General features: G+C 46.4%; 25 protein-coding genes. 14 read left to right on the top strand and 11 right to left on the bottom strand.

The window, feature by feature from the left end:
* Window positions 1–46: 46 nt before the first annotated feature.
* From ACNI29_RS10390 to ACNI29_RS10375, 4 genes are all read right to left on the bottom strand, one after another.
* Window positions 47–1,105, bottom strand: a complete 1,059-nt coding sequence (locus tag ACNI29_RS10390) for an extracellular solute-binding protein (RefSeq protein WP_419778308.1) — start codon at window positions 1,103–1,105, stop codon at window positions 47–49.
* Between the two features lie 255 nt (window positions 1,106–1,360).
* Window positions 1,361–1,456, bottom strand: a complete 96-nt coding sequence (locus ACNI29_RS10385) for a MetS family NSS transporter small subunit (RefSeq protein ID WP_419778307.1) — start codon at window positions 1,454–1,456, stop codon at window positions 1,361–1,363.
* A gap of 2 nt (window positions 1,457–1,458) precedes the next feature.
* Window positions 1,459–2,967, bottom strand: a complete 1,509-nt coding sequence (locus tag ACNI29_RS10380; RefSeq protein ID WP_419778306.1) for a sodium-dependent transporter — start codon at window positions 2,965–2,967, stop codon at window positions 1,459–1,461.
* Window positions 2,968–3,327: 360 nt separating this feature from the next.
* Window positions 3,328–3,570 carry a hypothetical protein gene (locus ACNI29_RS10375; RefSeq protein WP_419778305.1) on the bottom strand — a complete coding sequence of 81 codons (243 nt, stop codon included), beginning with the start codon at window positions 3,568–3,570 and terminating at the stop codon, window positions 3,328–3,330.
* 602 nt (window positions 3,571–4,172) lie between these two features.
* On the opposite strand from ACNI29_RS10375, the gene ACNI29_RS10370 reads away from it, so the two are divergent.
* The 13 genes from ACNI29_RS10370 to ACNI29_RS10310 all read left to right on the top strand — a co-directional run bounded on the left by ACNI29_RS10370 (window position 4,173) and on the right by ACNI29_RS10310 (window position 15,594).
* The gene (locus ACNI29_RS10370) at window positions 4,173–5,570 is read left to right on the top strand and encodes a sigma 54-interacting transcriptional regulator (protein WP_419778304.1); all 1,398 of its coding nucleotides are present in this window, start codon (window positions 4,173–4,175) and stop codon (window positions 5,568–5,570) included.
* Window positions 5,571–5,871: 301 nt separating this feature from the next.
* Window positions 5,872–6,111, top strand: a complete 240-nt coding sequence (locus tag ACNI29_RS10365) for a hypothetical protein (protein ID WP_419778303.1) — start codon at window positions 5,872–5,874, stop codon at window positions 6,109–6,111.
* A gap of 91 nt (window positions 6,112–6,202) precedes the next feature.
* On the top strand, window positions 6,203–6,751 hold the full coding sequence (locus ACNI29_RS10360) for a GNAT family N-acetyltransferase (protein ID WP_419778302.1): 549 nt from the start codon (window positions 6,203–6,205) through the stop codon (window positions 6,749–6,751).
* Between the two features lie 17 nt (window positions 6,752–6,768).
* Window positions 6,769–7,041, top strand: coding sequence for a hypothetical protein (locus tag ACNI29_RS10355; RefSeq protein WP_419778301.1), 273 nt, complete (start codon window positions 6,769–6,771; stop codon window positions 7,039–7,041).
* 110 nt (window positions 7,042–7,151) lie between these two features.
* The gene (locus tag ACNI29_RS10350; protein ID WP_419778300.1) at window positions 7,152–7,631 is read left to right on the top strand and encodes an ATP-dependent zinc protease family protein; all 480 of its coding nucleotides are present in this window, start codon (window positions 7,152–7,154) and stop codon (window positions 7,629–7,631) included.
* A complete protein-coding gene (rimK, locus tag ACNI29_RS10345; protein WP_419778299.1) occupies window positions 7,628–8,533 on the top strand; it encodes a 30S ribosomal protein S6--L-glutamate ligase in 906 nt (301 codons plus the stop codon). Before ACNI29_RS10350 ends, rimK begins: the two co-directional genes overlap by 4 nt.
* 148 nt (window positions 8,534–8,681) lie before the next feature.
* Entirely contained in the window at window positions 8,682–10,169 is a 1,488-nt protein-coding gene (locus ACNI29_RS10340; protein ID WP_419778298.1) for a GNAT family N-acetyltransferase, read from the top strand.
* A 17-nt stretch (window positions 10,170–10,186) separates the two neighbouring features.
* Window positions 10,187–11,311: a spermidine/putrescine ABC transporter ATP-binding protein PotA gene (potA, locus tag ACNI29_RS10335; protein ID WP_419782103.1), complete on the top strand. Its 1,125-nt coding sequence runs from the start codon at window positions 10,187–10,189 to the stop codon at window positions 11,309–11,311.
* Window positions 11,301–12,155, top strand: coding sequence for a spermidine/putrescine ABC transporter permease PotB (gene potB, locus ACNI29_RS10330; RefSeq protein WP_419778297.1), 855 nt, complete (start codon window positions 11,301–11,303; stop codon window positions 12,153–12,155). Before potA ends, potB begins: the two co-directional genes overlap by 11 nt.
* Window positions 12,152–12,919: a spermidine/putrescine ABC transporter permease PotC gene (potC, locus tag ACNI29_RS10325; protein WP_419778296.1), complete on the top strand. Its 768-nt coding sequence runs from the start codon at window positions 12,152–12,154 to the stop codon at window positions 12,917–12,919. Before potB ends, potC begins: the two co-directional genes overlap by 4 nt.
* Window positions 12,919–13,947: an extracellular solute-binding protein gene (locus ACNI29_RS10320; RefSeq protein ID WP_419778295.1), complete on the top strand. Its 1,029-nt coding sequence runs from the start codon at window positions 12,919–12,921 to the stop codon at window positions 13,945–13,947. The genes potC and ACNI29_RS10320 overlap by 1 nt, the downstream gene beginning before the upstream one ends.
* Window positions 13,948–14,192: 245 nt before the next feature.
* A complete protein-coding gene (locus tag ACNI29_RS10315; protein ID WP_419778294.1) occupies window positions 14,193–14,405 on the top strand; it encodes a hypothetical protein in 213 nt (70 codons plus the stop codon).
* Window positions 14,406–14,412: 7 nt separating this feature from the next.
* Window positions 14,413–15,594: a lipopolysaccharide assembly protein LapA domain-containing protein gene (locus ACNI29_RS10310; RefSeq protein ID WP_419778293.1), complete on the top strand. Its 1,182-nt coding sequence runs from the start codon at window positions 14,413–14,415 to the stop codon at window positions 15,592–15,594.
* Between the two features lie 326 nt (window positions 15,595–15,920).
* Here the strand turns inward: ACNI29_RS10310 and ablB are convergent, their stop codons facing one another.
* From ablB to ACNI29_RS10275, 7 genes are all read right to left on the bottom strand, one after another.
* Window positions 15,921–16,715 (bottom strand): putative beta-lysine N-acetyltransferase, encoded by a 795-nt coding sequence (gene ablB / locus ACNI29_RS10305; RefSeq protein WP_419778292.1) that lies wholly within the window; start codon window positions 16,713–16,715, stop codon window positions 15,921–15,923.
* A 34-nt stretch (window positions 16,716–16,749) separates the two neighbouring features.
* A complete protein-coding gene (gene kamA, locus ACNI29_RS10300; protein ID WP_419778291.1) occupies window positions 16,750–18,063 on the bottom strand; it encodes a lysine 2,3-aminomutase in 1,314 nt (437 codons plus the stop codon).
* Window positions 18,064–18,079: 16 nt separating this feature from the next.
* The gene (locus ACNI29_RS10295; protein WP_419778290.1) at window positions 18,080–18,811 is read right to left on the bottom strand and encodes an amino acid ABC transporter ATP-binding protein; all 732 of its coding nucleotides are present in this window, start codon (window positions 18,809–18,811) and stop codon (window positions 18,080–18,082) included.
* A 9-nt stretch (window positions 18,812–18,820) separates the two neighbouring features.
* The gene (locus tag ACNI29_RS10290) at window positions 18,821–19,477 is read right to left on the bottom strand and encodes an amino acid ABC transporter permease (RefSeq protein ID WP_419778289.1); all 657 of its coding nucleotides are present in this window, start codon (window positions 19,475–19,477) and stop codon (window positions 18,821–18,823) included.
* Between the two features lie 53 nt (window positions 19,478–19,530).
* On the bottom strand, window positions 19,531–20,316 hold the full coding sequence (locus ACNI29_RS10285) for an ABC transporter substrate-binding protein (RefSeq protein WP_419778288.1): 786 nt from the start codon (window positions 20,314–20,316) through the stop codon (window positions 19,531–19,533).
* Between the two features lie 323 nt (window positions 20,317–20,639).
* A complete protein-coding gene (locus tag ACNI29_RS10280; RefSeq protein WP_419778287.1) occupies window positions 20,640–21,857 on the bottom strand; it encodes a LuxR C-terminal-related transcriptional regulator in 1,218 nt (405 codons plus the stop codon).
* Between the two features lie 145 nt (window positions 21,858–22,002).
* The gene (locus ACNI29_RS10275; RefSeq protein WP_419778286.1) at window positions 22,003–22,899 is read right to left on the bottom strand and encodes a YitT family protein; all 897 of its coding nucleotides are present in this window, start codon (window positions 22,897–22,899) and stop codon (window positions 22,003–22,005) included.
* A gap of 510 nt (window positions 22,900–23,409) precedes the next feature.
* Between ACNI29_RS10275 and ACNI29_RS10270 the strand changes: the two genes are divergently transcribed.
* Window positions 23,410–23,775 (top strand): hypothetical protein, encoded by a 366-nt coding sequence (locus tag ACNI29_RS10270; protein WP_419778285.1) that lies wholly within the window; start codon window positions 23,410–23,412, stop codon window positions 23,773–23,775.
* Window positions 23,776–23,777: the final 2 nt, after the last annotated feature.

Raw genomic sequence — 23,777 nt, 5'->3', positions numbered from 1 at the left:
GAAGGTCCGAAGACCCTCCGCCGAGAGAATGTTTTTAACAAAAAGCTTAGTTGGCAGCCTTGATTTTATCGAGAGTCTTGCCTTCCATACTTTCAAGCTTGGCAGGAACCGGGGGATACCACTTGATGTTGTCGATAACTTCCTGAGGAAAAGAACGAGCAAAATTATCTGCCACAGCTTTATCGGTGAACTTCAAAGCATCTTTGGATGCGGTGGCGTATTTTTCTTTGGAAGAGAAATAGCCTGCGTTTTCAGGCTTCATGATAAAGTTGATCCACTTGTAAGCGGCATCAACGTTTTTAGCTTTAGCGGGGATTGCGAAGGTATCGATCCAACCGAGTGCTCCTTCTTTGGGAGCTTTGAAATCAATAGCTTTGTTGTCGGCATGGAGTTTCCATCCGCCGGCATCCCAAGCCATGGCAACAAAGACTTCACCGGAACGCATGGATTCGAGCAGGGAATCTCCGTTGGCCCAATAGTTCTTTACGATGGGTTTGGACTTGATCAGCGTATCAGCAATTTTATCAAGCATTGCTTTATAGGCCTTGGGATCATCATAGAGAGCGAAAGGATCATAGCCGAGGGCAAAACCCATGGCGATAAGAGTAGGTCTTTTCAAGCGGTAGCTGACGCGGCCTTTGTATTTGGGGTCGATCAATGCCTTGAAGGAATCTGCCTCGGGAGCCTTGTCGCTGTTGACGATCAGGCCGGAAGTTCCCCAGCAGAAAGGAGCAGCGTAGGACTTATCCTTAACAAGGGTATTGGCCTTAACGGCTGTGAGCATGGAAGGAATGAACAGACTGGAATCAAGCTTGGAATAATCCATGGCCTGATACAGCTTGAACTTAGCCTGAACAGAGGAAATACGGTCCTGAGAAGGCTGGGCAAGGTCAAATCCTGCACCACGGGTGGCCCGCAGCTTAGCGATCATTTCTTCGTTGTTGGAGAAAGTCACCTCAACCTTGATCCCGGTTTCCTTTTCAAAAGTATCAATCAGTTTCTGGGGGGCGTATCCTTTCCAGGTTAACAGTTTCAGGGTCTCCGCCTGAGCGGTTCCGGCCAGCGCAAATACAGTCAACAAAACAAATACGAGAATCCTTTTCATGACACACTCCATGTTTATGTAACAAACAAGCTATAAATTATGCACGTTGTTACAGGCACATACAAACTCTAACACCACCACTTCGTCACAAAACAGCAACGTTCACGTTACAGTTATTAATAGATTCAAATCAAGATTTTTAATTTTTTACGCATAGTGAAAACGATTTGCGCGATTCCGAAAAGTATCTCACCAAAAGAAAAGCCCTCCCGCATAAACGCAGGAGGGCTTAATCATTCTAATTACAGCCGATGCTTACTGGTTTTTGAAAGCAATACGGAAGCAGAGAGAAGCTCCGCCCCAGGTAATGCCCAGTCCGAAAAGCATCATAACAAATGCTCCGAATTCCATAACTAGCTCCTTTTCATGAAACTTCTGTTGATACCGCTTATGTTGGCAAATCCCTGTCCGCTTCGTGCGCAGACAAGGCCGAAAATCAGGCAGATCACAAGTGTAGACCAGCCGAAAGCAACGGTTGCAGTAGTTGAATAGCCGCCGTAGTTGTTGGAAAGGTCGCCAATGAAGTTGGAAACCAGCATAAAACCGAGCATGGCGGGAACTACGAAGCGCAGGCTGTTCAGCCAGAGTGCACCGACTTTGATTTCAGAGGTCATGTTCACATGGTTGCGCAGATCATCAAGACGACAGAACCAGGCGATGAAAATGATTTCAATGAAACCACCCATGAGGATACCGAAGTTGTTGATAAAGTGGTCCACAATATCAAGCAGGAGCAAGCCGCCACCGGTGGTGAATGCGATGCTGACCAGAAAGCCGAGCGCGCAGAAAATGGTAGCTGCCACTTTACGGGAAAGGGCCATCTTGTCGATAAGTGCTGAAACAACGACCTCTGCCAGAGAGATCATGGAAGAAAGTCCCGCAACAGTCAGTGCGAGGAAGAACAGGGTTCCGAAAAATGCCGGAGCAGGCATCAGGTTGATGGCTGTGGGCAGGGTGATAAAGGCCAGTCCAACACCGGACCCGGCAACTTCGCTGACCGGAACTCCCTGCTGATGGGCCATGTAGCCGAGCACGCTGAAGATCATGATCCCGGAAATGATACTGAATCCGCAGTTGATGAATACGGTCATGCAGGCGTTGTTATTGATGTCGGAATCTTTCGGCAGGTAGCTGGCATAGGAGAGCATGATCGCAAATCCGATGGACAGGCTGTAAAAAATCTGCCCGAAAGCATCCGCCCATACCTTGCCGTCGCTGAGAGCATTAAAATCAGGCTTGAAAAGCCAATCCAAACCGTCAATAGCACCGGGCAGCATCAGTCCGCGACCAATGAAAATGAAGACCAGCAGGAAGAGCAGGGGCATGAAAATCTTGCTGACCCGCTCAATACCACTTTTAACCCCGGTAAATACAGCTGCGAAAGTCATCAACCATGCAGCCCCGGTTGCGGCCAGAATTGAAGTCTGAACCCCGCCCATGTTCATGGGGGAATCGGTCAGACCGAGAAATTCACCGAAAAAGAAGTCCTTAGGCGCGTCTGTCCAGCCCTGATTGAAAGCCAACAGGAAATAATTGATGGCCCAAGCCACAACAACCACGTAGTAGGTGGTAATTATGAAGGAAACCATGACCTGCCACCAACCGAGCCATTCCCATTTCTTGGAAATGGAGGAAAATACTTTCGGTGCGGAACCTTTGAATTTCTGCCCCAGACCGAACTCAAGAATCATGAACGGCACACCGGCAGCCAGCATGGCCACAAAATAAGGGATTAGAAACGCGCCGCCGCCATTCTCATAAACCATGTACGGAAAACGCCAGATGTTTCCCAATCCGATTGCGGAACCAACCGCAGCCATGATGAACCCGGTACGCGAGCCCCATGTTTCTCTTTTTTGCATGTGCTGTAACTCCTTAAAGCCGATTCCACGACAGCAAGCGAAACCGGCATAAATAAATGAATACGAATCTCCCCGGCGGGCAATCCTTCCTGCATAATAAGGGCTGCAAAAATAATAAGATAAGCTTTCAGCCTGACCTCCCGGACAGAAGATACTGCGGCACAGACGTTTCGACGTTTTTAACGGGGAAAAGGAATGTTTTGGACAGACTGAGGAGAGCTGAGCGCCCTTTGGGAGCTTTTGATAGTCCAGTTAGCAGATATGGTCAATAAAAAGACCATAATTTACGTATTCGAGAAAATTGACGACTTTTAACTTGTTTCTTATTAAATTTTATACATGTTGCGTCATGAATGGTTTTTACTTTTTTTTCAAATCCATATTCATTTCTAAATCAATAAAAAAATCAGCGTCACACAATTTAGCTGCACCACAGAGAACACCAAGAACCAGCCAGACTGAACCCAACGTATAACACTCAGCCTTGAATGCAGAATAGATGCCCACCGCGCCAATTCCCCACACAGGTGAAGAAAGCACCAGATAGGTAAGTATTGCGATTGATTTAATTTGCGTTTTTGTTCTTTTTGATGACTCTTTCAATTACCCACCTCCAACAATCAAATTTAATTATACAATCCATACAAATCATTCTGCTTATGATTTGACAATAGCGGCTGACAGACAAAAAGCGAGGGATGCATCATAATGCAACAACCCTCGCTCCTAAATATTTACTTCAGGAAGTGAAAACACCCCAAGCTGACATTTAATAATTTAATTAAATAACATCCACAGGGATAAATCCCTTACCGCCCAGCAAATTACCTGAATATCTATACCCTCCCAATGCATCTTATCCACGCAACACCATCAATGGTATGCACATTTGCGGACTGATGCCATGATTCGGGCGAGTGAGTTTACTTATATTTCTTATGGGAAGATGAAAAAACATGCTCCAATGAAGCTACGTGGATCTAATTTTTGAATTAGAGAAGTCTAGCTAAATTTCGTACCGACATATGTTCAAGTTTAATCTCCTTGATTTTGCATTATTTTTCGAGGAGATGAAAAATTATTTTTTATTTTAATTAATTATCCGCTTCTTTACATAAGCAAATCTTGCTATCGTTAATTCCCTCAACTTTCTGATTGTGCTCAACCCAACATAGCCTTAAATACTCCACAAGGAGTTGTAACCTATGAGAAAGATGCTAGTGATAACCCGTGATGGGAACAGGTCGGAAGAAATCGGAGATCAAATCGACCAGATTGAAGAAATCCTGACCGAAACGTCCACTGAATCATCCAGCCCGGAAAATGACCGGGAAGTGGATACTCTTTTCGTAGACGTTGAGTCGCTGCAAAATAAAAGCAAATCCATGACCAAGGCCCTTGATGACCTTTGGAAACATTACCCTTCCGCTTCCATCGTCGTCATGGCAAATGAAGAGCAGACAAAAGAAGCTGTTGATGCGGTAAAAGCCGGAGCTTTCGACTACCTGACCCATCCCATTGAGAAAGAAGAACTTGGGTTGGTCATGGAAAAAGTCCGCGAATCCGATGTGCTCCAATCTGAGTTGGATTATCTCAGGGGACAGTTCTGGAATGAAGATTCGCTGGAGTACGTGGATACCCGCAGTAAATCCATGCGCGATGTCTTCGCCAAAATCAGGCAGGTAGCAGGAACCCGCACAACGGTTTTACTGACAGGTGAAACCGGAACCGGAAAAAGCCTCATTGCCAAGCTCATCCACGCCCACAGCAATCGCAAGGAGATGCCCTTCATCAGCGTTCACTGCGGGGCGATCCCTGACACACTAGTGGAAAGCGAACTATTCGGTCATGAAAAAGGGGCATTTACCGGGGCCATCCGCCGTAAGCTGGGTAAATTCGAACTGGCCCATGAAGGCACAATTTTTCTTGATGAAATCGGTACTGTCAGCCAGTCGGTACAAGTCAAGCTTCTCAACGCTATTCAAGAACGCATCATCCAGCGTGTCGGCGGCGAGAATGACCTTTGCGTTGACGTACGCATCATTGCCGCGACCAATGAAGATATGGGCCAGCTTTGCGAAGAAGGTAAATTCCGGCGCGACCTCTTTTACAGGCTGAATGTTTTCCCCATTCGAATTCCACCATTGAGAGAACGGCGCGAAGATATCCCCCGGCTCTCCGAAGGCTTCATCAGACAGTTTAACGGGCTGCTGAACACCGAAATTAAGGGCATCCACCCGCAAGTGCTGGATACCCTGCTCGAATATGACTGGCCCGGAAACGTGCGCGAACTGGAAAACGTCATTGAGCGGGCCTGTATTCTGGAAACCGGCGACATCCTCCAGCCGGAAAGTTTTCCGCCTGACCTGATGGATGTACAGGGCGAAGTAGTCACGTCTCCGGTTAAAACCAGTCTTCCTCTCAAGGAAGCCCGCCAGATAACCATAGACAAGTTTGAGAAACAATACCTTTCCAGCCTGCTTGAGCAGTGCAACGGTGTGATCAAAACCACTGCGGAAAAGGCAGGTATAACGACCCGTCAACTAAGCAAACTGATGAATCGCCACGGCCTCAAAAGGACCGACTTTAAAAACAGGAAGTAATAATTCTCACACCACATTCAATCGGAACTAAAAGTTCTTATTTATTTTTAAGCACCTAGAATAAAAAACAAAAATATCAAAAAAATAAAACCCAGTCTTGTTCAATCAAGGCTGGGTTTTGGCTTTTAAGTTCACTTAAAAGCACAATAAGAACCAACAGTTCCTATCACACTCACTTCTATCACAGTTAAAACGAATAATTTTAAGCCTTTACAAACTTGGCATCCCTCGTGCTTTAGCGCTTCCACTAAAAATGGCGCGAGGATTCATGAAAAATTCATCAACATCAGAACAAGACATCATGACCACCGTTAGAGGAATGGTCCTGCCCGCACAATGGAATGACCGTTTTGAAGTGACCGGTATTCTAGTTGCGTGCCGTGATGAGAGGGAGCTGCGTGTGGAGAATTTGGAATGTTTCCCGGCTTTGCGAACCCTTTCTCAGCAGGAAGCCGTATTCACTGGCTTGATTCAAGAGAAGGATGGCGTGGAATCCATTCTACTGAAAAGTTTCACACCAATTGTAAAGGTCGAGGAGTGACGGGAGAATCACGCCACCGGAAGCATGCAGCAACTGTCTGACGCGCTCGCCCCCTCATGCAGGTTAAAACCGACAACAAAGGAACAGAGAGATGACTTCACAGGAAGACCCATCTGTCAAAACACAAGAGGTTAAAATCTCTTCGTGGATCACACCGGACGATGTTGAAATAATTTTAAACATGATTGCGGCAAGCGGACTCTTTTCATCTTCAGAAATGGATTCCGCTGAATCTCTGGCTTGGGACAGCGCATACGGAAACGGAAGTGAACCTGATATTTTTCTCAAAGCAACCATAGAAGATGCCGGGCGGGAAGCAATAATCGGCTTCCTCTGTTTCGGCCCCATTCCTTATTGGCCGGGGAACTATGAATTGTATGCTCTTGCCGTGGAACCCGAATTCCAGCGACTTGGAATTGGCTCCGCCTTACTGACTGAAATGAATAAGCTGATCGCAAACCAAAGCGGCAGCAGCATCTTTCTGGAAACCAAGACAGACAGATCCTATGAAACAGCACGTCTTTTCTGCGAAGCAAACAATTTCAGTCCTGAACTTCGTTTCATCAAACAATTTATCCCGGAAAACGGGGGAATCGTTTACCGCTGCGACCTGAGTTCAGATGTTGAAGCTTTCTACTAAAAACTGCTGAGGGAAAAATGGGATCAGATATTTATCAGGATACTTTATACGGCCAGCTTGTGCCTTCAGGATGGGACAATGAAACAGTATCCGAACTAGTGCTACTTGTGGACGGCGAAGAAGAATTCTGCATTGAAAAAGACGAATTCAGTAAACTTCTTACCAATTACATCGACAGATGGATCACAGTACAGGCTGTGGTGACTGAAACGGACGATGACATGAGCATAAAAATACTTGGCTACAACCTTGAAAACGAGATGCAATACGGAACCGACGATGCTTGGTAACAAATACATCGCTCAACATTTGATATACGATTTTACCACTGAAAGAAGCCATTCTTTCAGGTCTACCTGTTTTTCAGGATATTCTTCAGATACGACCTAAGGATTTGGAAATGACAACTCATAAGCAACCTAAAATGATCATCGGGTGGCGGGAATGGGTCTCGCTACCCGATTTTTGCGTTCCGGGAATAAAAGTGAAGGTCGACAGCGGTGCTGCAACCTCGGCCATTCACGCTTTCGATATTGAGCCCTTTGATAAAGACGGGGTTCCTTTCGTCAGATTCAACATTCATCCCCTTCAGGGCAGACACGACATCTCCATGCCCTGTGAAGCAAAACTGGTTGACCGCCGCATGGTGAAAAACTCCGGCGGCAAATCGCAGAACAGATATGTCATCGAAACCACCCTGAGTCTTGCGGGGTGTAAGTGGACAATCGACCTGACTCTGACCAACCGGGACCAGATGAAATTCCGCATGTTGCTGGGCAGATCAGCCATGCGCGGCAGGCTAATTGTAGACCCGCAACTTTCATATCAGGCAGGCAAACACAACTCTTCAACCTTCTATCCCCCTTTGTTTATAAAATGAAAATAGCAATTCTATCTCGAAAAGCCTCCTTGTACTCCACCAACAGCTTAGTGGAAGCAGGCAAAGCGGCAGGACACGAAATATGCGTAATAAATCCTTTACGCTGTTACATGAACATCGCTTCCCACAACCCGACCATCCACTATAAAGGGGAAGATCTTTCTGGCGTTGATGCGGTCATTCCGCGTATCGGTGCATCCATCACCTTTTACGGCACAGCCGTAGTCCGCCAGTTCGAAATGATGGGAACATACTGCCTCAACGAATCCGTTGCTATCACTCGTTCACGGGACAAACTGCGCTCCATGCAGCTCCTCTCCCGCAAAGGAATCGGCCTTCCGGTAACGGGTTTTGCCAACTCCACCAAATTCACTGACGACCTGATTGAAATGGTCGGCGGTGCTCCGCTGGTTGTTAAACTTCTGGAGGGAACGCAGGGCATCGGCGTTGTTCTGGCTGAGAACAATCAGGCAGCCAAAAGTGTTATCGAAGCTTTTCAGGGAGTTAAAGCAGACATTCTGGTTCAGGAATATATCAAGGATGCAAAAGGCAGCGACATTCGTTGCTTCGTCATTGGAGGCAAAGTTGTGGCTTCCATGCAGCGGCAGGCTCCTGCAGGAGAATTCCGTTCCAACCTGCACCGGGGCGGAAGCGCTTCCACTGTAAAAATTACTCCTGAAGAGCGCTCTACAGCAGTCAGGGCAGCTAAAATCATGGGCCTCAACGTCTGCGGCGTAGACCTGCTCAGGACTAACCACGGTCCGGTAGTCATGGAAGTAAACTCATCTCCCGGATTGGAAGGAATTGAGCAGGTAACAGGAAAAAATATTGCCGGGAAGGTCATAGAATTTATCGAGAAGAACGCTAAACCGGGCAGCAACAAGACCCGCGGGAAGGGATAGGAGCACGTTGTCCTGGTAGGCGGAATTGTTTGTGTCAAATATGGTAAACAATTATGCTGTTAACGCATCAAGATGCACGCGCTGCATGCGCCAATTGATACTCAGCACTTTTTGAAAAATCCATAATGATCAATCACAGGCAGAAAACATGAAAAAAACAGAGCAACTTACCCTGCAGTTACCCGCTAACCCGGAGTACATTCCAATTGCCACTTTCAGTGCCAAAAGATGTGCCGAAAGCGTAGGATTTCCTGACGGAGATATCGGCAGAATCAGCCTTGCTATGGAAGAGGCTTTCGCCCATGCGCTTGAATTCGGGTACGGCGGTGACGCAGAAACATTACAAATCAGCATCTTCCGCACCGCTTTGGGTATAAGTCTGGCAATTAAATTTCATGGCCTTCCCTTGAAGATTGATCAATTGCCAAAATATGATCCCTCACGGGCCATGGCGCATGGTGATGTGACAGGCATAAGTCTCATGCTCATCGAAAAAATGCTGGACAGGACTTCTTTTTCCACCGATTCCGGCGGATATAGAAAAGTTTCAATGGAAAAATTTCTGCCTGCAAAGATTGTCGAAGAAACAAACATCCCCCAAAGGTCCAAAACAAGCAGCAGCTTGGAATGCACGCTCCGCCTTGCTAGGCCGGAAGATGCTGAACCCATTTCCCGTCTCGCGTTTCAATCCCACGGTAATGTCTTGTTCAGTGAACATATCTATTACCCGGAACGCGTTTGTGAAATGATTTCCGAAGAAGAAATGGTCTCAGTCGTTTTTGAAACCAACGACACGCATGAAGTGGTTGCCCATGGAGCATTACTCAAAAGCGCACCCGGAGCACAAGTTGAAGAGCTGACTTTTGGAATAGTCAGTCCGAAATTCAGGTCGCAGGGCGGGGCAACAGCCATGGCTGATTTTTTGGAAAAGAATGCCGTGGATCGTGGGGTCTACGCTATCGAAGTATTCGCCGTCACCAGCCATGTCCATTCGCAACGCTCGGTTCTCAGCAACAATTTTATGGAAAGCGGACTGCTTGTGGATACCAGTCCGGCATCCCATTCATGGGGAGATCATAAAGATGACAAGATGCGGATCGGCAATGTCATTTACACAAAACGTCTTAAGGAATTCGAAGTAAAAGAGCTGCATATTCCTGAGCAGCATAAACAAATTGTTGAGCGCATATATGCGGCACACAGCCTTAAGATAAAAATCGACTATACCCCAGACAAAGAACCGGAACTTGAAGAGGTTACAAAGCTCTGGAGTACGACGGACTTTGTGGAAGGCTGGTCCATGATAGGCATTGAATCATACGGAAAAGACGTATTGGCCCAAGTCTCAGACAGGCTCCGACATGCCTGTTCTCAGGGAATCAGCGCGATCCAAATGGCTCTTCCACTGGAAGACCCTGCAACCCCGATGATGGCAGGCAGATTTGAAGAGATGGGCTTTTTCTTTGCCGGGGTATGCCCTGTCCATGATTGCCATGAGAACCTTATTCTCCAATACATAAACGAACCATTTACCGACTACGAATCGATACACGTACACTCTGATCTTGCGCATGAGATAAAACAATATGTCATGGCCTGCGATCCACGAAGTAGCGACCAAGGCCCGCCCAAGTAACCACTAGCCCTAAAAAGATTGTGAAAACAAAACCTGTAATATCTATATCTAGTGCCAGCAAATCGTTTGATGGCGATGTTGCGCTCAAGAATTTCAACCTTTCCATCAGCGATGGTGAATTCTTGACCCTGCTTGGTCCTTCAGGCTGCGGCAAGACAACTATGCTGCGCCTTCTGGGCGGCTTTGAAGAGTGCGATAGCGGTGAAATTCTTTTGGACGGCAAGTCCATGACCGGAGTTGAGCCTGAAAACCGTCCGGTTAATACCGTATTTCAGAGCTACGCCCTGTTTCCGCACATGAGTGTTTACGACAATATTTCCTTCGGCCTTAAAATCGCAGGGCTGAACACCGCAGACATTGATCGCGAAGTAGCAAAAGCCCTTAAACTGGTTCGTCTGGAAAACATGGGCCAGCGTATGCCCGGAGAACTTTCCGGGGGCCAGCAGCAGCGCATTGCCATTGCCCGCGCTATTGTCAATAAACCCCGCGTTCTACTTCTGGATGAACCCATGTCGGCCCTTGATTACCGTCTGCGCAAGGAGATGCAGAAGGAACTCAAGGAACTGCAGCGCACCCTCGGCATTACCTTTATTCTGGTCACCCATGATCAGGAAGAAGCATTCACCATGTCTGACCGGGTAGTGGTCATGAACAAGGGCAGCATCGAACAGATAGGCACTCCCCGCGAGATATACGAAGATCCCGCCAATCTTTACGTTGCCCGTTTTGTGGGAGAAATCAACGTGCTTGATGGAGTAATAACCGGACAAAAGGAGAACAGCTTCAATGCCGAAGTTGAGGGAGTCCCGGTCATCGTCAAATCAAAACGTGATTTCTCCGAGGGAGACAAAGTCCACGTTCTGCTCAGGCCGGAAGATTTCCGGATTGAGGTCATGCGTGAGGTAAAAGATGACCCTGAACTGGCTGAAAAATTCTCAAAAGCCCTGCTCAAAGGCAGGGTGGAACATACCTACTACAAAGGCGCTACCTACGATCTGGACATCACCCTGGATGACGGCAAAAAGATTCTGGTTTCGGAATTCTTCGATGAAGATGCCGAAACCCTTTATTTTCATGCCGGAGACCGCGTTGCCGTAGGCTGGTTTGAAGGTTGGGAGGTGGTCCTGCCCCATGAAGGATAGACGCTTGTTCAAACGTTTTATCATCGGGGGAGTGCTGGGCTGGATCACTATGTTCGGTCTTGTGCCCACTGTAATGCTTCTGGCCGTGAGCTTCATGACCCGTCATACTGACGAGCTTATTGATCCGACCTTTTCACTGCAAAGCTATTTCCGCCTTTTCGAGCCTGCACTGGGAACCATGCTGGCAGAGTCCTTGCTTATGGCGGGAACAGCAACCTTGCTATGTTTGCTCATCGGCTATCCCTTTGCATACATCGCGGCACGGGCCAAAAAAGAAACTTCCCGGCTCATGCTCATGCTGGTCATGATTCCGTTCTGGACCAACACCCTGATCAGAACCTACGCCATGGTTGCAGTGCTCAAAGCTGACGGCATCCTGAATAAGACTCTCATGGCCCTCGGCTTGATCGATGCACCCATCAAGATCATGTACACCCAGTCCGCAGTATTTATCGGGCTGGTCTACACATTGCTGCCGTTCATGATTCTGCCGCTTTACGCCGCCATTGAGAAACTGGACCATCGTCTGCTGGAATCCGCCAGAGACCTCGGAGCCGGAAAATGGCTGACCTTTCGCAAGATAACTATCCCGCTGACCATGCCGGGAATTGTCTCCGGCTGCATGCTGGTATTTCTTCCCGCACTAGGAATGTTCTACATCCCTGACGTTCTCGGTGGAGCGCGGACAATGCTGCTGGGCAACTACATCCGCGACCAGTTCCTCACCGCAAGGGACCTGCCCATGGGCTCTGCCGCATCCATTGCCATGACCCTGATAATGGGGCTTATGCTGGCTTTATACTACCGCAGCATGCGCCGTTCCGGCAGGAGACTCAAGATATGAATAAATTCATCAAGTCCCTGTATGTAGGGTTGGTATACATTTTCCTATACCTTCCTCTGGCAGTCATGGCGGTATACTCGTTTAATGCTTCCAAATATTCCCTTTCATGGAAGGGCTTCACTCTCAAATGGTATGGAAAGCTGCTCGCCAACAGCACTTTGATTGATGCGGCACTGCGCTCCATGACCATCGCCGTGATTTCGGCTTCAATCGCCTGCCTGATTGGAACCCTTGCCGCCTTCATGCTCCATCAATACCGCTTTAAAGGGCGGGGTGCTGTATTCGGCAGCGTGTTCGTTATGATGATGTCCCCGGATATCGTCATCGGCATTTCCCTGCTGGTGCTGTTCATGGGAGCAGGTTTCACCCTTGGTTTCTGGACCCTGCTCATGGGACACGTAACCCTCTGCGTGCCTTTTGTAACAGCCACGGTTTACTCACGCTTCAAGGGATTCGACAGAACTGTGGTCGAAGCCGCCCGAGATCTGGGGGCCAGCGAATATCAGGTTTTCAAAAAGATTGTCATCCCATTGGCTCTACCCGGCCTCATGGCCGGATGGCTGCTGAGCTTCACCCTGTCGCTGGACGACGTAATTATCAGCTTTTTTACCACAGGTCCGACCTATGAAGTGTTGCCCCTGCGGATATATTCTATGGTCCGTTTAGGAATTAAACCTGACGTCAACGCACTAAGTGTGGTGATGATCGCTATAACTGTGCTTGCCGTGCTTTTATCCCGGCGGCTGCTTAAGGAGAGAAGATAATGAAAAAAACACTGCTGGCTCTCGCCATCGTTCTTTTTTGCTGCACTCAAGCCTTCGCCGGAAGCGGAGAACTCTACCTCTACATATGGTCCGAATACATTCCGGATGAAGTAGTGGAAAACTTCACCAAAGAAACCGGTATCAAGGTCCATATATCCAACTACGACAGCAACGAAGCTATGTACACCAAGGTGAAACTTGCCGGACAGGGGTATGACCTGATCGTTCCCTCTTCTGACTATGTAAGCCTGATGCGCCGTCAGGGTCTGTTGCTACCGCTGGATAAAAGCAAGCTGAGCAACTTTGAGTACCTTGCTCCCAAGTTTACCAACCAGTCTTTTGACCCGGAAAACATATACTCCATCCCGTATATGTGGGGTTCAACCTCCATCGCCGTAAACAGCGCAATGCTGGACGAAAACACAGTAACATCCATTGCCGACCTCTGGAAACCGGAACTGAAAGGTAAACTACTTCTGCCCAACGAACCACGCGAGGTATTTGCTCTTGCCTTGAAGCTGCTCGGTTACCCCCTGAACGAAACCGATCCCGCACACATTGAAGAAGCCCACCAGAAGCTGAAAAGCCTGATCCCCAGCGTTCGCGTCTTTGATTCAGATTCCCCCAAACAGGCTTTACTCGCTGGAGAAGTTGCCGTGGGCGTGGTCTTTAACGGAGAGGCATTCATCGCCAATCAGGAAAATCCCGATATCAAGTATATTTATCCACCGGAAGGATACAACCTCTGGGTGGACTCCCTGTGCATTCCCAAAGGGGCTAAAAACATCGAAGAGGCACACGCTTTCCTCGACTACCTGCTGCGCCCAGATGTGGCCACCATAATCTCCACCGAGATGGGTTACTCTACACCCAATGCCGCAGCAATGAAACTCATCCCCGAAGAGGTACGCAACAATCCCATCGTTTACCCCTCCAAGGAAATAATCGAGCGCGGGGAGTTTCAGGACTACCTAGGCGAATCCATGAAGCTGTATGATGAGTACTGGGTGAAATTGAAAACCGACTAATTCCCTTAACCTCCGGACACCATCGTCTTCGGCATGCGGGGCGGTGGTGTCCAATTAGTCATAGATCAATTTAGAAACTCTTTTATTAGGCATTAAAATGAAACAAACTTCGTAGGGCGGGATCAGGACTGAGCATTATTTTTTGCATGCCGGTTGACCTAAGATTATAGAAGTCATAAGATTAAAGGGAGAATCAAAAAAACGCACAACTTTACCGACAGCGAGACTTTTAAGGAGGTCATTCAATGGATAAATCATGTGAAAATTGTCGTTATTACCTTCCAAGCCAAATGGACTACAAGGAAGACGGAATATGCAGGTTCTCGCCTCCAACAGTTTCTCCAACCTCAAATAACGCCATGGGAGTTTGGCCACGAGTAGAAAAAACAGACTGGTGTGGCAAATATTCTCCTAAAAAAAACCAGCCTCCTAATCTAGAAAAAATGGATATCTCCTGAGGTATTGATGATGAAACTTTTAACAAAAATCAGAGAAAATTCATGCTTAGCTGTCATCATATTGATAATCCTTTTTTTTGTATTGTTCATCATCCAAAATACTGAGCAGATTCAGATCGCATTCTTATTTTGGTCTATTCCAATCTCACGCGCATTAGTGCTTCTGGGATCCTTACTACTTGGCATTTTAATTGGAACAATTGCGACTATAATGAGAGGTATACGGGACAAAACAGCAACCTCAACAAGCGATATGGAAAAAACCAAACTCCAGGATACGATCTTGGAGCAGGATGATGTGATCACAGAAATGCAGTCTGAGCGTCACATATTCAAACTAAATCTGGAAAAACTTGATACGAAATCTCAAAATGACATAGATAGGATTGATGGTTATGAGAAAAAACAACGTATCACAGATGCCGAATTAACAATAAGTATTGCTGATTTGGATGATGCAAATCAATCTATATCTGTACTAAAAACCGAAATAGAACGTTTACATGAAGAAATCGAGGCGAGAGAATTAATAGAGAAAATGATCCACCACGATCTCAGAAGTGCTTTGATAGCATCGGCATCATTGCCAGAATCGGTTCTTTCTGATCCCAACTTAACTGACAAGCAAAAGATCATTGTGCGACTGATCCGGGACAGTGGGGAAAGAATGCTTGAGATACTTGAGTCAAGTTTAACACTTTATCGTATTGAAGAAGGAACTTATAAAAAAGATTTTAAAACTGTAAACCTATTCAAAATAATCTCAACTGTTGTTGAGCGTATCGCTAATTCCCATTCAAATTACGAACATGAAATTTCAATCACCTGCATGAACGACGATGACACTCAAAGCGACAACTTCCCCGTAACTGGCGATAAATTTCTTCTCTACAGCATTTTCATGAACTTACTTACAAATGCATTAGAAGCTTCTCCTCAAGGAAAACCCATTTCAGTTATCCTCAGTAAAAACCAATATTGTTCCATCGCTATCAGTAACTACGGAGAAGTCCCAGAAAGCATAAGGGACACTTTCTTCAACAAAATGGTTACGTCGGGCAAAGAATTCGGAACTGGACTGGGAACATACCTAGCCATGTTGATGGTCAAAGCTCAAAAAGGCAATATTGAATTAAACTGTTCTACCCCCGAAATGACAACCATATATGTCCACCTGCCAAAGGCCTAACGGCATCACAAGCGAAGCAGTTAACAATTTCTATGTGACTGAATTTGCTTGACAATATTCATAGCAAACAGAAAACAGCTTCCCTGTGCTCCGTCTTTGAGCAGGGAAAGTAACCGTTAAAAATTCTCTTTATCACGGGAGAAGGATCTCACGTGTTTGAGCATGTCTTCTGCGTTTAGGGTTAGGTGGATTGGGCTTTTGTGGCGGTTGTATTAATGAAATTGAGACGAGGTGATCATTTTTTGAACATGTAGATTTGCAGAAAAAAGCGGCCTGAAACGGATCTCTTTCACAACCAAAGAGTCATTAATTCAAGACATTAAAAACTAAACTTCAACAAACTTATGCCAAACATTCATAGACTCAAGCTTCCCGCTGATATTTGTATTATTGCGTAACCGCCCAGAGAACTCATAGTCTCCCTTGGAAAACAAAGAGTTGATCCCATAAGAACAAGCTCTGGCAATGGTAAACAAGCATTTTATACCAGATTCAGAACAATCCTTTTCAAGAGCACGTAACAAAGCTCCAGCAATTCCCATCTTACGGCAACCGGGATCAACGGCGAAATCAGTCATCTCCGCACTGTATCCATCAGAACTGATTTCGGCAGATGCAGCACCGACTAATCTTGCATCTTCATATACCCCCATAAACCGCACTCCCGCTTCCATCTCCTGACAAAGAAACTCAGGATTAGTAATCGGGAATGGGTAAGTTTGGAAAGTCCGGCCGTAAAGATGCGCAAGCGAGTGCGCATCTTCCGGCATAAGTCTACGCATACGCAGACTACTTGGCAGGGTTGAAACATTCCCCTTACCCTTTTTGCTTTCAGCAACAGAAAGAACATGATCAAGTCCAGCCCTGTCACTTTGTTCCTTACGCCAAAGATAGCGATAGAAGCTCAAAAACAGACCATCTTCACCATCAAACATGTCCGGAACCACAGCCTCTTTCTCAAAACCGGAGGACAAAAAAGGTAAGCTCTTTGAAGCTGGAACCTTGGCAAAGATCTTGGACAGATCCTCAGCCACAGCCATATTGATAAGTTCATCCACAATTTCAGGTCCATCTTCAGCAGCCAATGACATCAAATAAATACGGTCATTGTAACCACCCATCTGGATGGTGCTTTTACTTACAGTCAGGATGGAATCATGCGACATTTGAATTACGCTCCGCCCTTTCGTTATCTTCAGGAGTCAAGCTGAGTGTGTCGTCCCAGTCGGAAATCAGTTTTTCAATGCCTATAGCCTTCTCCTCGGCACCTTCCTCTTTAAGTTGGAGATTACATTCAGTGCAATTGCGGTCGCAGGCATTGCGTTCGTATGAATCCGGCTCGGTGTACGTAGTGATGACACCTTCGTAATTTCGCAGGACAACCTTGTTGGTGGCCCATGAAACAATGTAATTGGGCATAACCGGTATCTTGCCGCCTCCGCCCGGAGCGTCCACGACATATGTCGGTACGGCAAATCCGCTGGTATGTCCGCGCAGACTTTCAAGGATCTCAATGCCCTTGCCCACAGGAGTTCGAAAATGGCTCAAACCTTCGGAAAGATCACACTGGTATAAATAGTATGGGCGGACCCGATTCTTGACCAGCTTCTGATTCAGGGTCTTGATTAAACGCGGGCAATCATTGATCCCAGCCAGCAACACACTCTGGTTACCAAGTGGAATACCGGCGTCGGCCAGCTTGGCAAGAGCCCCGCGTGATGAATCGGTAACTTCCCTTGGATGGTTGAAATGGGTGTTGATCCAGAGCGGATGATGCTTCTTAAGCATATTCACCAAATTGTCGGTAATACGGTAAGGCAACACAACCGGCATACGGGTTCCGATACGGATAACTTCAACATGCTCAATCTCACCGAGCTTGGTCAGAATCCAATCCAGCTTCTCATCTGAAAGCATGAACGGATCACCGCCTGAAAGAAGAACATCGCGAACCTGCGGAGTGTTGCGGATATATTCAAGCCCCTTTTCCAGTTGACTGCGGGAGGGGATGGAATCCTGATCCCCCACCTTGCGCTTGCGGGTGCAATGCCTGCAATACATGGAGCAAAGATTGCTGATATGAAAAAGCACCCGATCCGGGTAACGGTGGGTGAGACCGGGAACCGGGCTGTCTTCATCCTCATGCAGCGGATCGGTCATATCACAGCGTTCAATCTTCAATTCCTCAGGGCTGGGAAAAGATTGCAGGAACACCGGATCATTTTCATAATCCTCCACATCAATCAGGGAAAGATAATAAGGAGTAATGCCCAGCGGAAACTTGCGCAGGGTCATTTCATGTTTTTTGCGTTCAGTATCGCTGAATCTGATGCCGAGTATTTTTTCAAAGCCGGAGACAGTTCTGATTGTATTGCGAATGTGCCATTTCCAGTCAGTCCAATCAGACCTTGAAGAATCGTCATCAATCACACAAGCCAATGCTTCCTGTCGTTCTGTATAAACAGTCATGTTATCCTATATATTTTTATAAAATTTGAGAGAGGAATTCCTGAGTCCGCTGTTCCGCCGGAGCAGAAAACAAACGGGAGGGGTTGTCCTGTTCCAGAATCACGCCCTGATCCATAAAAGCCACGGAATCCGCCACCTCATTTGCAAAATTCATTTCATGGGTCACGACCATCATGGTCATGCCGTCGTCAGCAAGGTCACGCATTACAGTAAGCACCTCGCCAACCAGCTCAGGATCAAGGGCAGACGTAGGTTCATCAAACAGCATTACTTCCGGCTCCATAGCCAAAGCACGGGCAATGGCCACCCTCTGTTTCTGACCTCCGGACAATGTTTCCGGGTAGGCATCCGCTTTTTCAGCCATGCCCACTTTATTCAGAAAAGACATGCCCAGATCCACAGCTTCCTTTTTGGGCATCTTCCTGACCTGAGTCGGCCCCTCGGTGACATTACCCAACACACTCATATGCGGAAAAAGATTGAAATGCTGAAAAACCATACCCACACGGCTTCGCATAGAGTTAATTTCCTTTTCATCACTGGGAACCATGTCCCCGTTGATGCTGATTTCGCCCTCGGTATATGTTTCAAGACGATTCACACAGCGCAGCAGCGTAGACTTGCCGGAACCGCTGGCCCCGATAACCACAACCACATCGGAGTTGCCAACATTCAGATCAACACCTTTAAGTACATGGTTGGTGTCAAACCATTTATGAACACCTTCTATACTAATAGTATCCTGCATAGTTTCTCCTTAAGCCCTGCTAGTATCGAGCTTTCTTTCGATTGCATGAAAAAGGAATGTAAACGCACCGGTATAAATAAGGTAAAAAACTCCGGCTATGGTCAGCATTTCCATCATCATGAAATTAGAAGAGGCCAATTGCTGAGATTTGAGCAGCAACTCATTAATGGTGATCGTACTGGCAAGGGAAGAATCCTTCAGGGCAATAATAAACTGATTTCCCAAAGCAGGAATCGCACGTTTAAAAGCCTGTGGGAGAACAATTCTGACCATCGCCCGAGGATAGCTCATCCCGATACTGCGGGCAGCTTCCATCTGCCCGGCGGAAATGGACGCAATAGCGCCCCTGAAAATCTCGGCAATGTAAGCCCCGTTATGAATTCCCAAAGCCAGTACAGCAGCCGGGAGAGCGGAAAGCCCTACAAGACTGCGCATTCCGAAATATATAAACAACAACTGCAACAGGAGCGGAGTACCACGGACTATATAGATATATGCATGAGCCGGGAGATTGAATATCCGCCTATGGGAAATACGCATGAATACGGTAATGAGACCGAGGACAAGCCCGAGAAGAATGCCTAGCACGGTAATCTCAAGGGTCATCCATGCCGCCGGGAGAAAATACGGAAGATACTCCGGCAGACTTGCAAAATCGAAATACATTGTCTTTCCTTTATTCAAAAAAGAAAGGAGGCTTTTCGCCCCCTTATACCTCTCTATTTATTGGTAATATCTACCTTAAGCCACTTCTTACTCAACTTGGTAAGGGTTCCGTCTTCATGCATCTGTTTAAGAATCTTATTCACCTCATCCGTAAGGGTTTTATCTTCCTTGCGAAATGCAACGGCGATGTCTTCTTTACGCAACGGTGAGCCAAGGGGCTTAATCTTAAACTTACCGCTGTTCATGGCATTAACCCCCACAACACGGTCCGTAATAACGCCGTCAATTACGCCGCTGGAAAGTTCAGTCAGGGTATGGGTGTCGTCCTTGTAGAGGCGAATGTCGGAGACTCCGAGATTCTTAGCGTCCTGCTCAAAGGTGGTGCCTGTAACCAGCCCTACGGCTTTAGCTTTCAGTTCATCCGCAGATTTATACGGAGAATCCGCGCGGACAAACATTTGTGCGCCGGAGTAGTAATAGGGAGTAGAGAAGTCTACGACCTTCCTGCGCTGCTCGGTTGCAGCCATACTGCCGAGAATGCCGTTGTAAATACCGGAACGCAGTCCTTCAATAATACCGCTCCACTCAGTGGTGACAGGCTTCAGCTTCACGCCGAGACGTTTTGCTACCTCTTTGGCCACATCAACATCGAAACCGACCAGCTCATTCTGCTTGTTAAAATAGTTGAAAGGAGGATAACCGCCACTCATGGCAAAGCTTATTTCCCCGCTCTCTTTGACCTTCTCAAGACCTTTTTTTTCCTTCTGGGCGCAACCGGTTAAGACCACAGCGATCAACAACGTGAACACCGCAAGGTATAAGGCAGTAAAACGTCTCATGTTTTCTCCTGAATATGTGAACTAATTTTGAAGATACGCACTCTTATATATCATTACATAAGGTGCTGAAGTAGATTTTTGAATCTCACTACGATGCACATATGAAAATCCAAGAAACAAAAACAATGCAACGAATGAGAACACAATAGTTACAATTGCGTTTCGTAGGTTGTCATTTGCTATGTCTTCAGGTTTCATTTGTGTGCAGATAGGTAAAAAATAAATTAGATAAGCCTGTCGCTGTTCGGAACAATACAGACTTATAATCTACCCACAAGGCGATCTATCGGGTACTGATTGGGTATAGCGCATACCCAAAAACTTTAAGAATTGACGTGGTGTTTAAGATAAGAAATAAGCGACACACTCTTACCTTTCAGGCCAAGCTTGCGACGAATGTTTTTGCGATGGGTGCGAACGGTATCAGCAGTAATTGAAAGGAGTTCACCTATACGCTCGGTACTTTTGCCGGACTCAATATAGCGGCAAACTTCCACCTCACGGGGGGTAAGTTTCAGCAGCAATTCTTCAAACTGATCCCCGGTCTCCCCGGCGAGAGCGGAAAGTCGTTCCTTGATAAATCGTCCGAAGCTTATACGCATTTGCGGAACCGGTTCTTTAATCATCCGGTCAAGTGCCGGCAGTATCTGTTCCCGGACCTGCAAGGCAAAATCCTCATGCATATCCTTCTTCTCTTCTTCAACAGACTCAATAACTGTCCGCAGGGCCACGTTCATGCCGTCAACCTGCTCACGAGTCTCTTCCAACCCAGTTTCAAGCCGCTGAATATCAGTCATATCCCTAAGTCCGACATGAAATACTGTGCCCGATTGAAGCCGAACTTTATGCATAGTCAGCTCAACGGTAATTTCTTTTCCAGAACTATTTCTCGTGAGCAGCAATTCATCAAATGGAACCGGAATATCGGTGGTGCAAGTCTCAAAATGGTCCCGGACAACTCTGGATGATTCCGCACTGAAAAGACTCAGGCAACTATTACCGGAACGAGCAGAACTGGCCCCGAAAAGTCTTTCTGCAGCGGGGTTGGACGTAAGTATTCTAAAAGAGGAGTCCGCCAGAAAAGTAGGGTCCTGTGCAGCTTCAAATAAAGCATTAAAAAGAGCGACACTATCATCAAGAGCAGCAATATTATCCTCGATGCGCTCCTCATAAGACTCATGCAATTCCACAAAAGGGGCGTTATTGGTCACCACAGCAACATAACCTTCAGAGCAATACGGTCCCGCAAGGGGGATCAAACGCAGGGAGTAGCTCCCACCACTCTCCCCGTATGGGATTTCATGCACCCCGGACACAGGATAGGCTTTAATAAACTCATCAATGCCGGAAGCCTCCACGCCCAGAATATCCCAAAGGAACTGCCCGCTCAATGGGCAGGCAAAGAATTCCATCACCCGCGCACTGGCCGAGCAGATACGCCCGCCGCCGTCAGTAAAAAGAATATAGTCGGAAAAAGATTCAAAGACTTCGGAAATGGGTTCTGGGAGACGTTCAAAATTGTCGTCTGTACTTGAGCTCACGAGAGAGTTCCTGTGTTGGCAATTGATTTAAGACTAACCTCTAACAAGCAGTTCAGGTTAATTCAAATAATGAAAAATAGTTTAAAAATACTTGGCAACCTGAAATCTAGATACAATTCGAAAGTCAGAATCAGAATTCGCTAAATTAGTAGACTTTACGTTTAGAAAAGCTGGAACCGATAACTGAAAATGTATTTTCAACAATGAACAACACTCTTTCATCATGCCTGAAGGCTATCTCTTCAAGTTTTTTCAACTGGATGTTGTTAACAACTGTCATCAAAATATCTTTATCCTCACGTAAATATGCACCCTGCCCCTTGATAAAAGTAGCACTCTGCTTCATTTCATGCAGAATATCATGGCTGATCATTTCAATATTGTCGGAAATGATCAGTACAACTTTGCGCTGGTTGAACATAGATAGTGTCTGCTCCACAACCGCAGATGATATAAAAACAAGAATAAGGGATGCTATGATAATATCAAGAGATAATTCAAGTGTACTGAGAGAAAAAAGAGCGGCATTAAAAGTAAGATAAACTTTACCTATCCCGATATTAAATCGCTGAAACAAATACACAGCAAAAACATCAAGTCCGCCGTTGGACCCCAAAGACCGAAGCACAGTTCCTGCCCCAAATCCCATCAAGGCTCCGCAGGCCACTGCGGCATATATCTGGTTATGCACAGGCAAAGGGATATTGATCAGTTCGTAGGCAGCAGTTGTAGCCACGGTTGCATACAAACTATACCAAAAAAAACGTCTACTTACTTTCACCCAAGCAAAAACAAACAGCGGAATATTCAAGACAAGGAAAACCCAGCCGGGCGAGAGAATTCCTGATTTATAGTAAATAAGAGAAGCTAGACCAAAAATTCCCCCAGCAAGGAATTCATGCGGTACGGCAAGGCTTTTTACTGCAATGGCACAGATTGCCGACCCGGCTGTAATCAAAAATACATTCCACCAAAGAGAATAAGTAAAATCAAAACGAACTGACGATCCTTTACCAAGAACGGAATTAATTGGTTCTAGCATTTTTCCTTGTTATAATTTTTAAATGTGAATCCCCCACTCCACCAGTGATATTAACCACACTCAACCTATTCAAAAAAATCCGCTACCCGACATTGGCCGAGCAGATACTGCCGCCGCCGTCAGTAAAAAGAATATGATTCAAAGACTTCGGAAACGGGTTCTGAGAGACGTTCAAAGCTGTCGTCTGTACTTGAGCCCACGAGGGATTTTCTATGGCTAATGATTAATCCAATAAAGAATATACATTAGCAGGCATTTCAAATGAATTCAAATCTGCGGCCAGCAACAAAGACCTCATGGCACAAATAGGTACATCGCCTACCCTGTGCATACCCAATAGATCGCCTTGTGGTGGAGCAGCAGACCTGTTTTGTTTCCCAGCAGTCAAATTCCGGCAATTTAAATCTTATCTAGCTGAACCGAACCAAACTTAAAACCAACCTGTAAATCAACACCTTTCAATTTAAATATCCCTCTAGAACTGGTGTTCAATAAATACATGGAGAATTCATGGAAGACTGGAAAAAGCAGATGCAAAACATGGTCGATTCCCTTGACCATCTCAAGCAGTACATTAACGTTACTCCTGACGAAGAAGAAGCAATAAACACTTTGAATACCAAATGGGGAACAACCCCACATATGGCTTCACTGATGGACAAAGACGACCCTAATTGTCCAATCCGCATGCAGGCTATTCCCTCGCTCAAGGAAACAGAGAACAAATACGGGCTGGATAACTATCTGGTCTGGAAAGAAAACCGCGACACCGAAGAAAAAAGACCTGACTGCATTGCCCGCCAGTACGTGGATCGCATTGCCTTTACTGTCACCGATATTTGCGCCAATTACTGCCGGCACTGCTTCCGTAAGTAGCT

It is taken from the genome of Maridesulfovibrio spiralis (SeqCode) (genome assembly GCF_048571135.1).
In the GTDB taxonomy this organism is placed as follows: domain Bacteria; phylum Desulfobacterota; class Desulfovibrionia; order Desulfovibrionales; family Desulfovibrionaceae; genus Maridesulfovibrio; species Maridesulfovibrio spiralis.
Note: the sequence above shows the minus strand (reverse complement) of the source record. Positions and strands in the feature narration are given on the sequence as shown.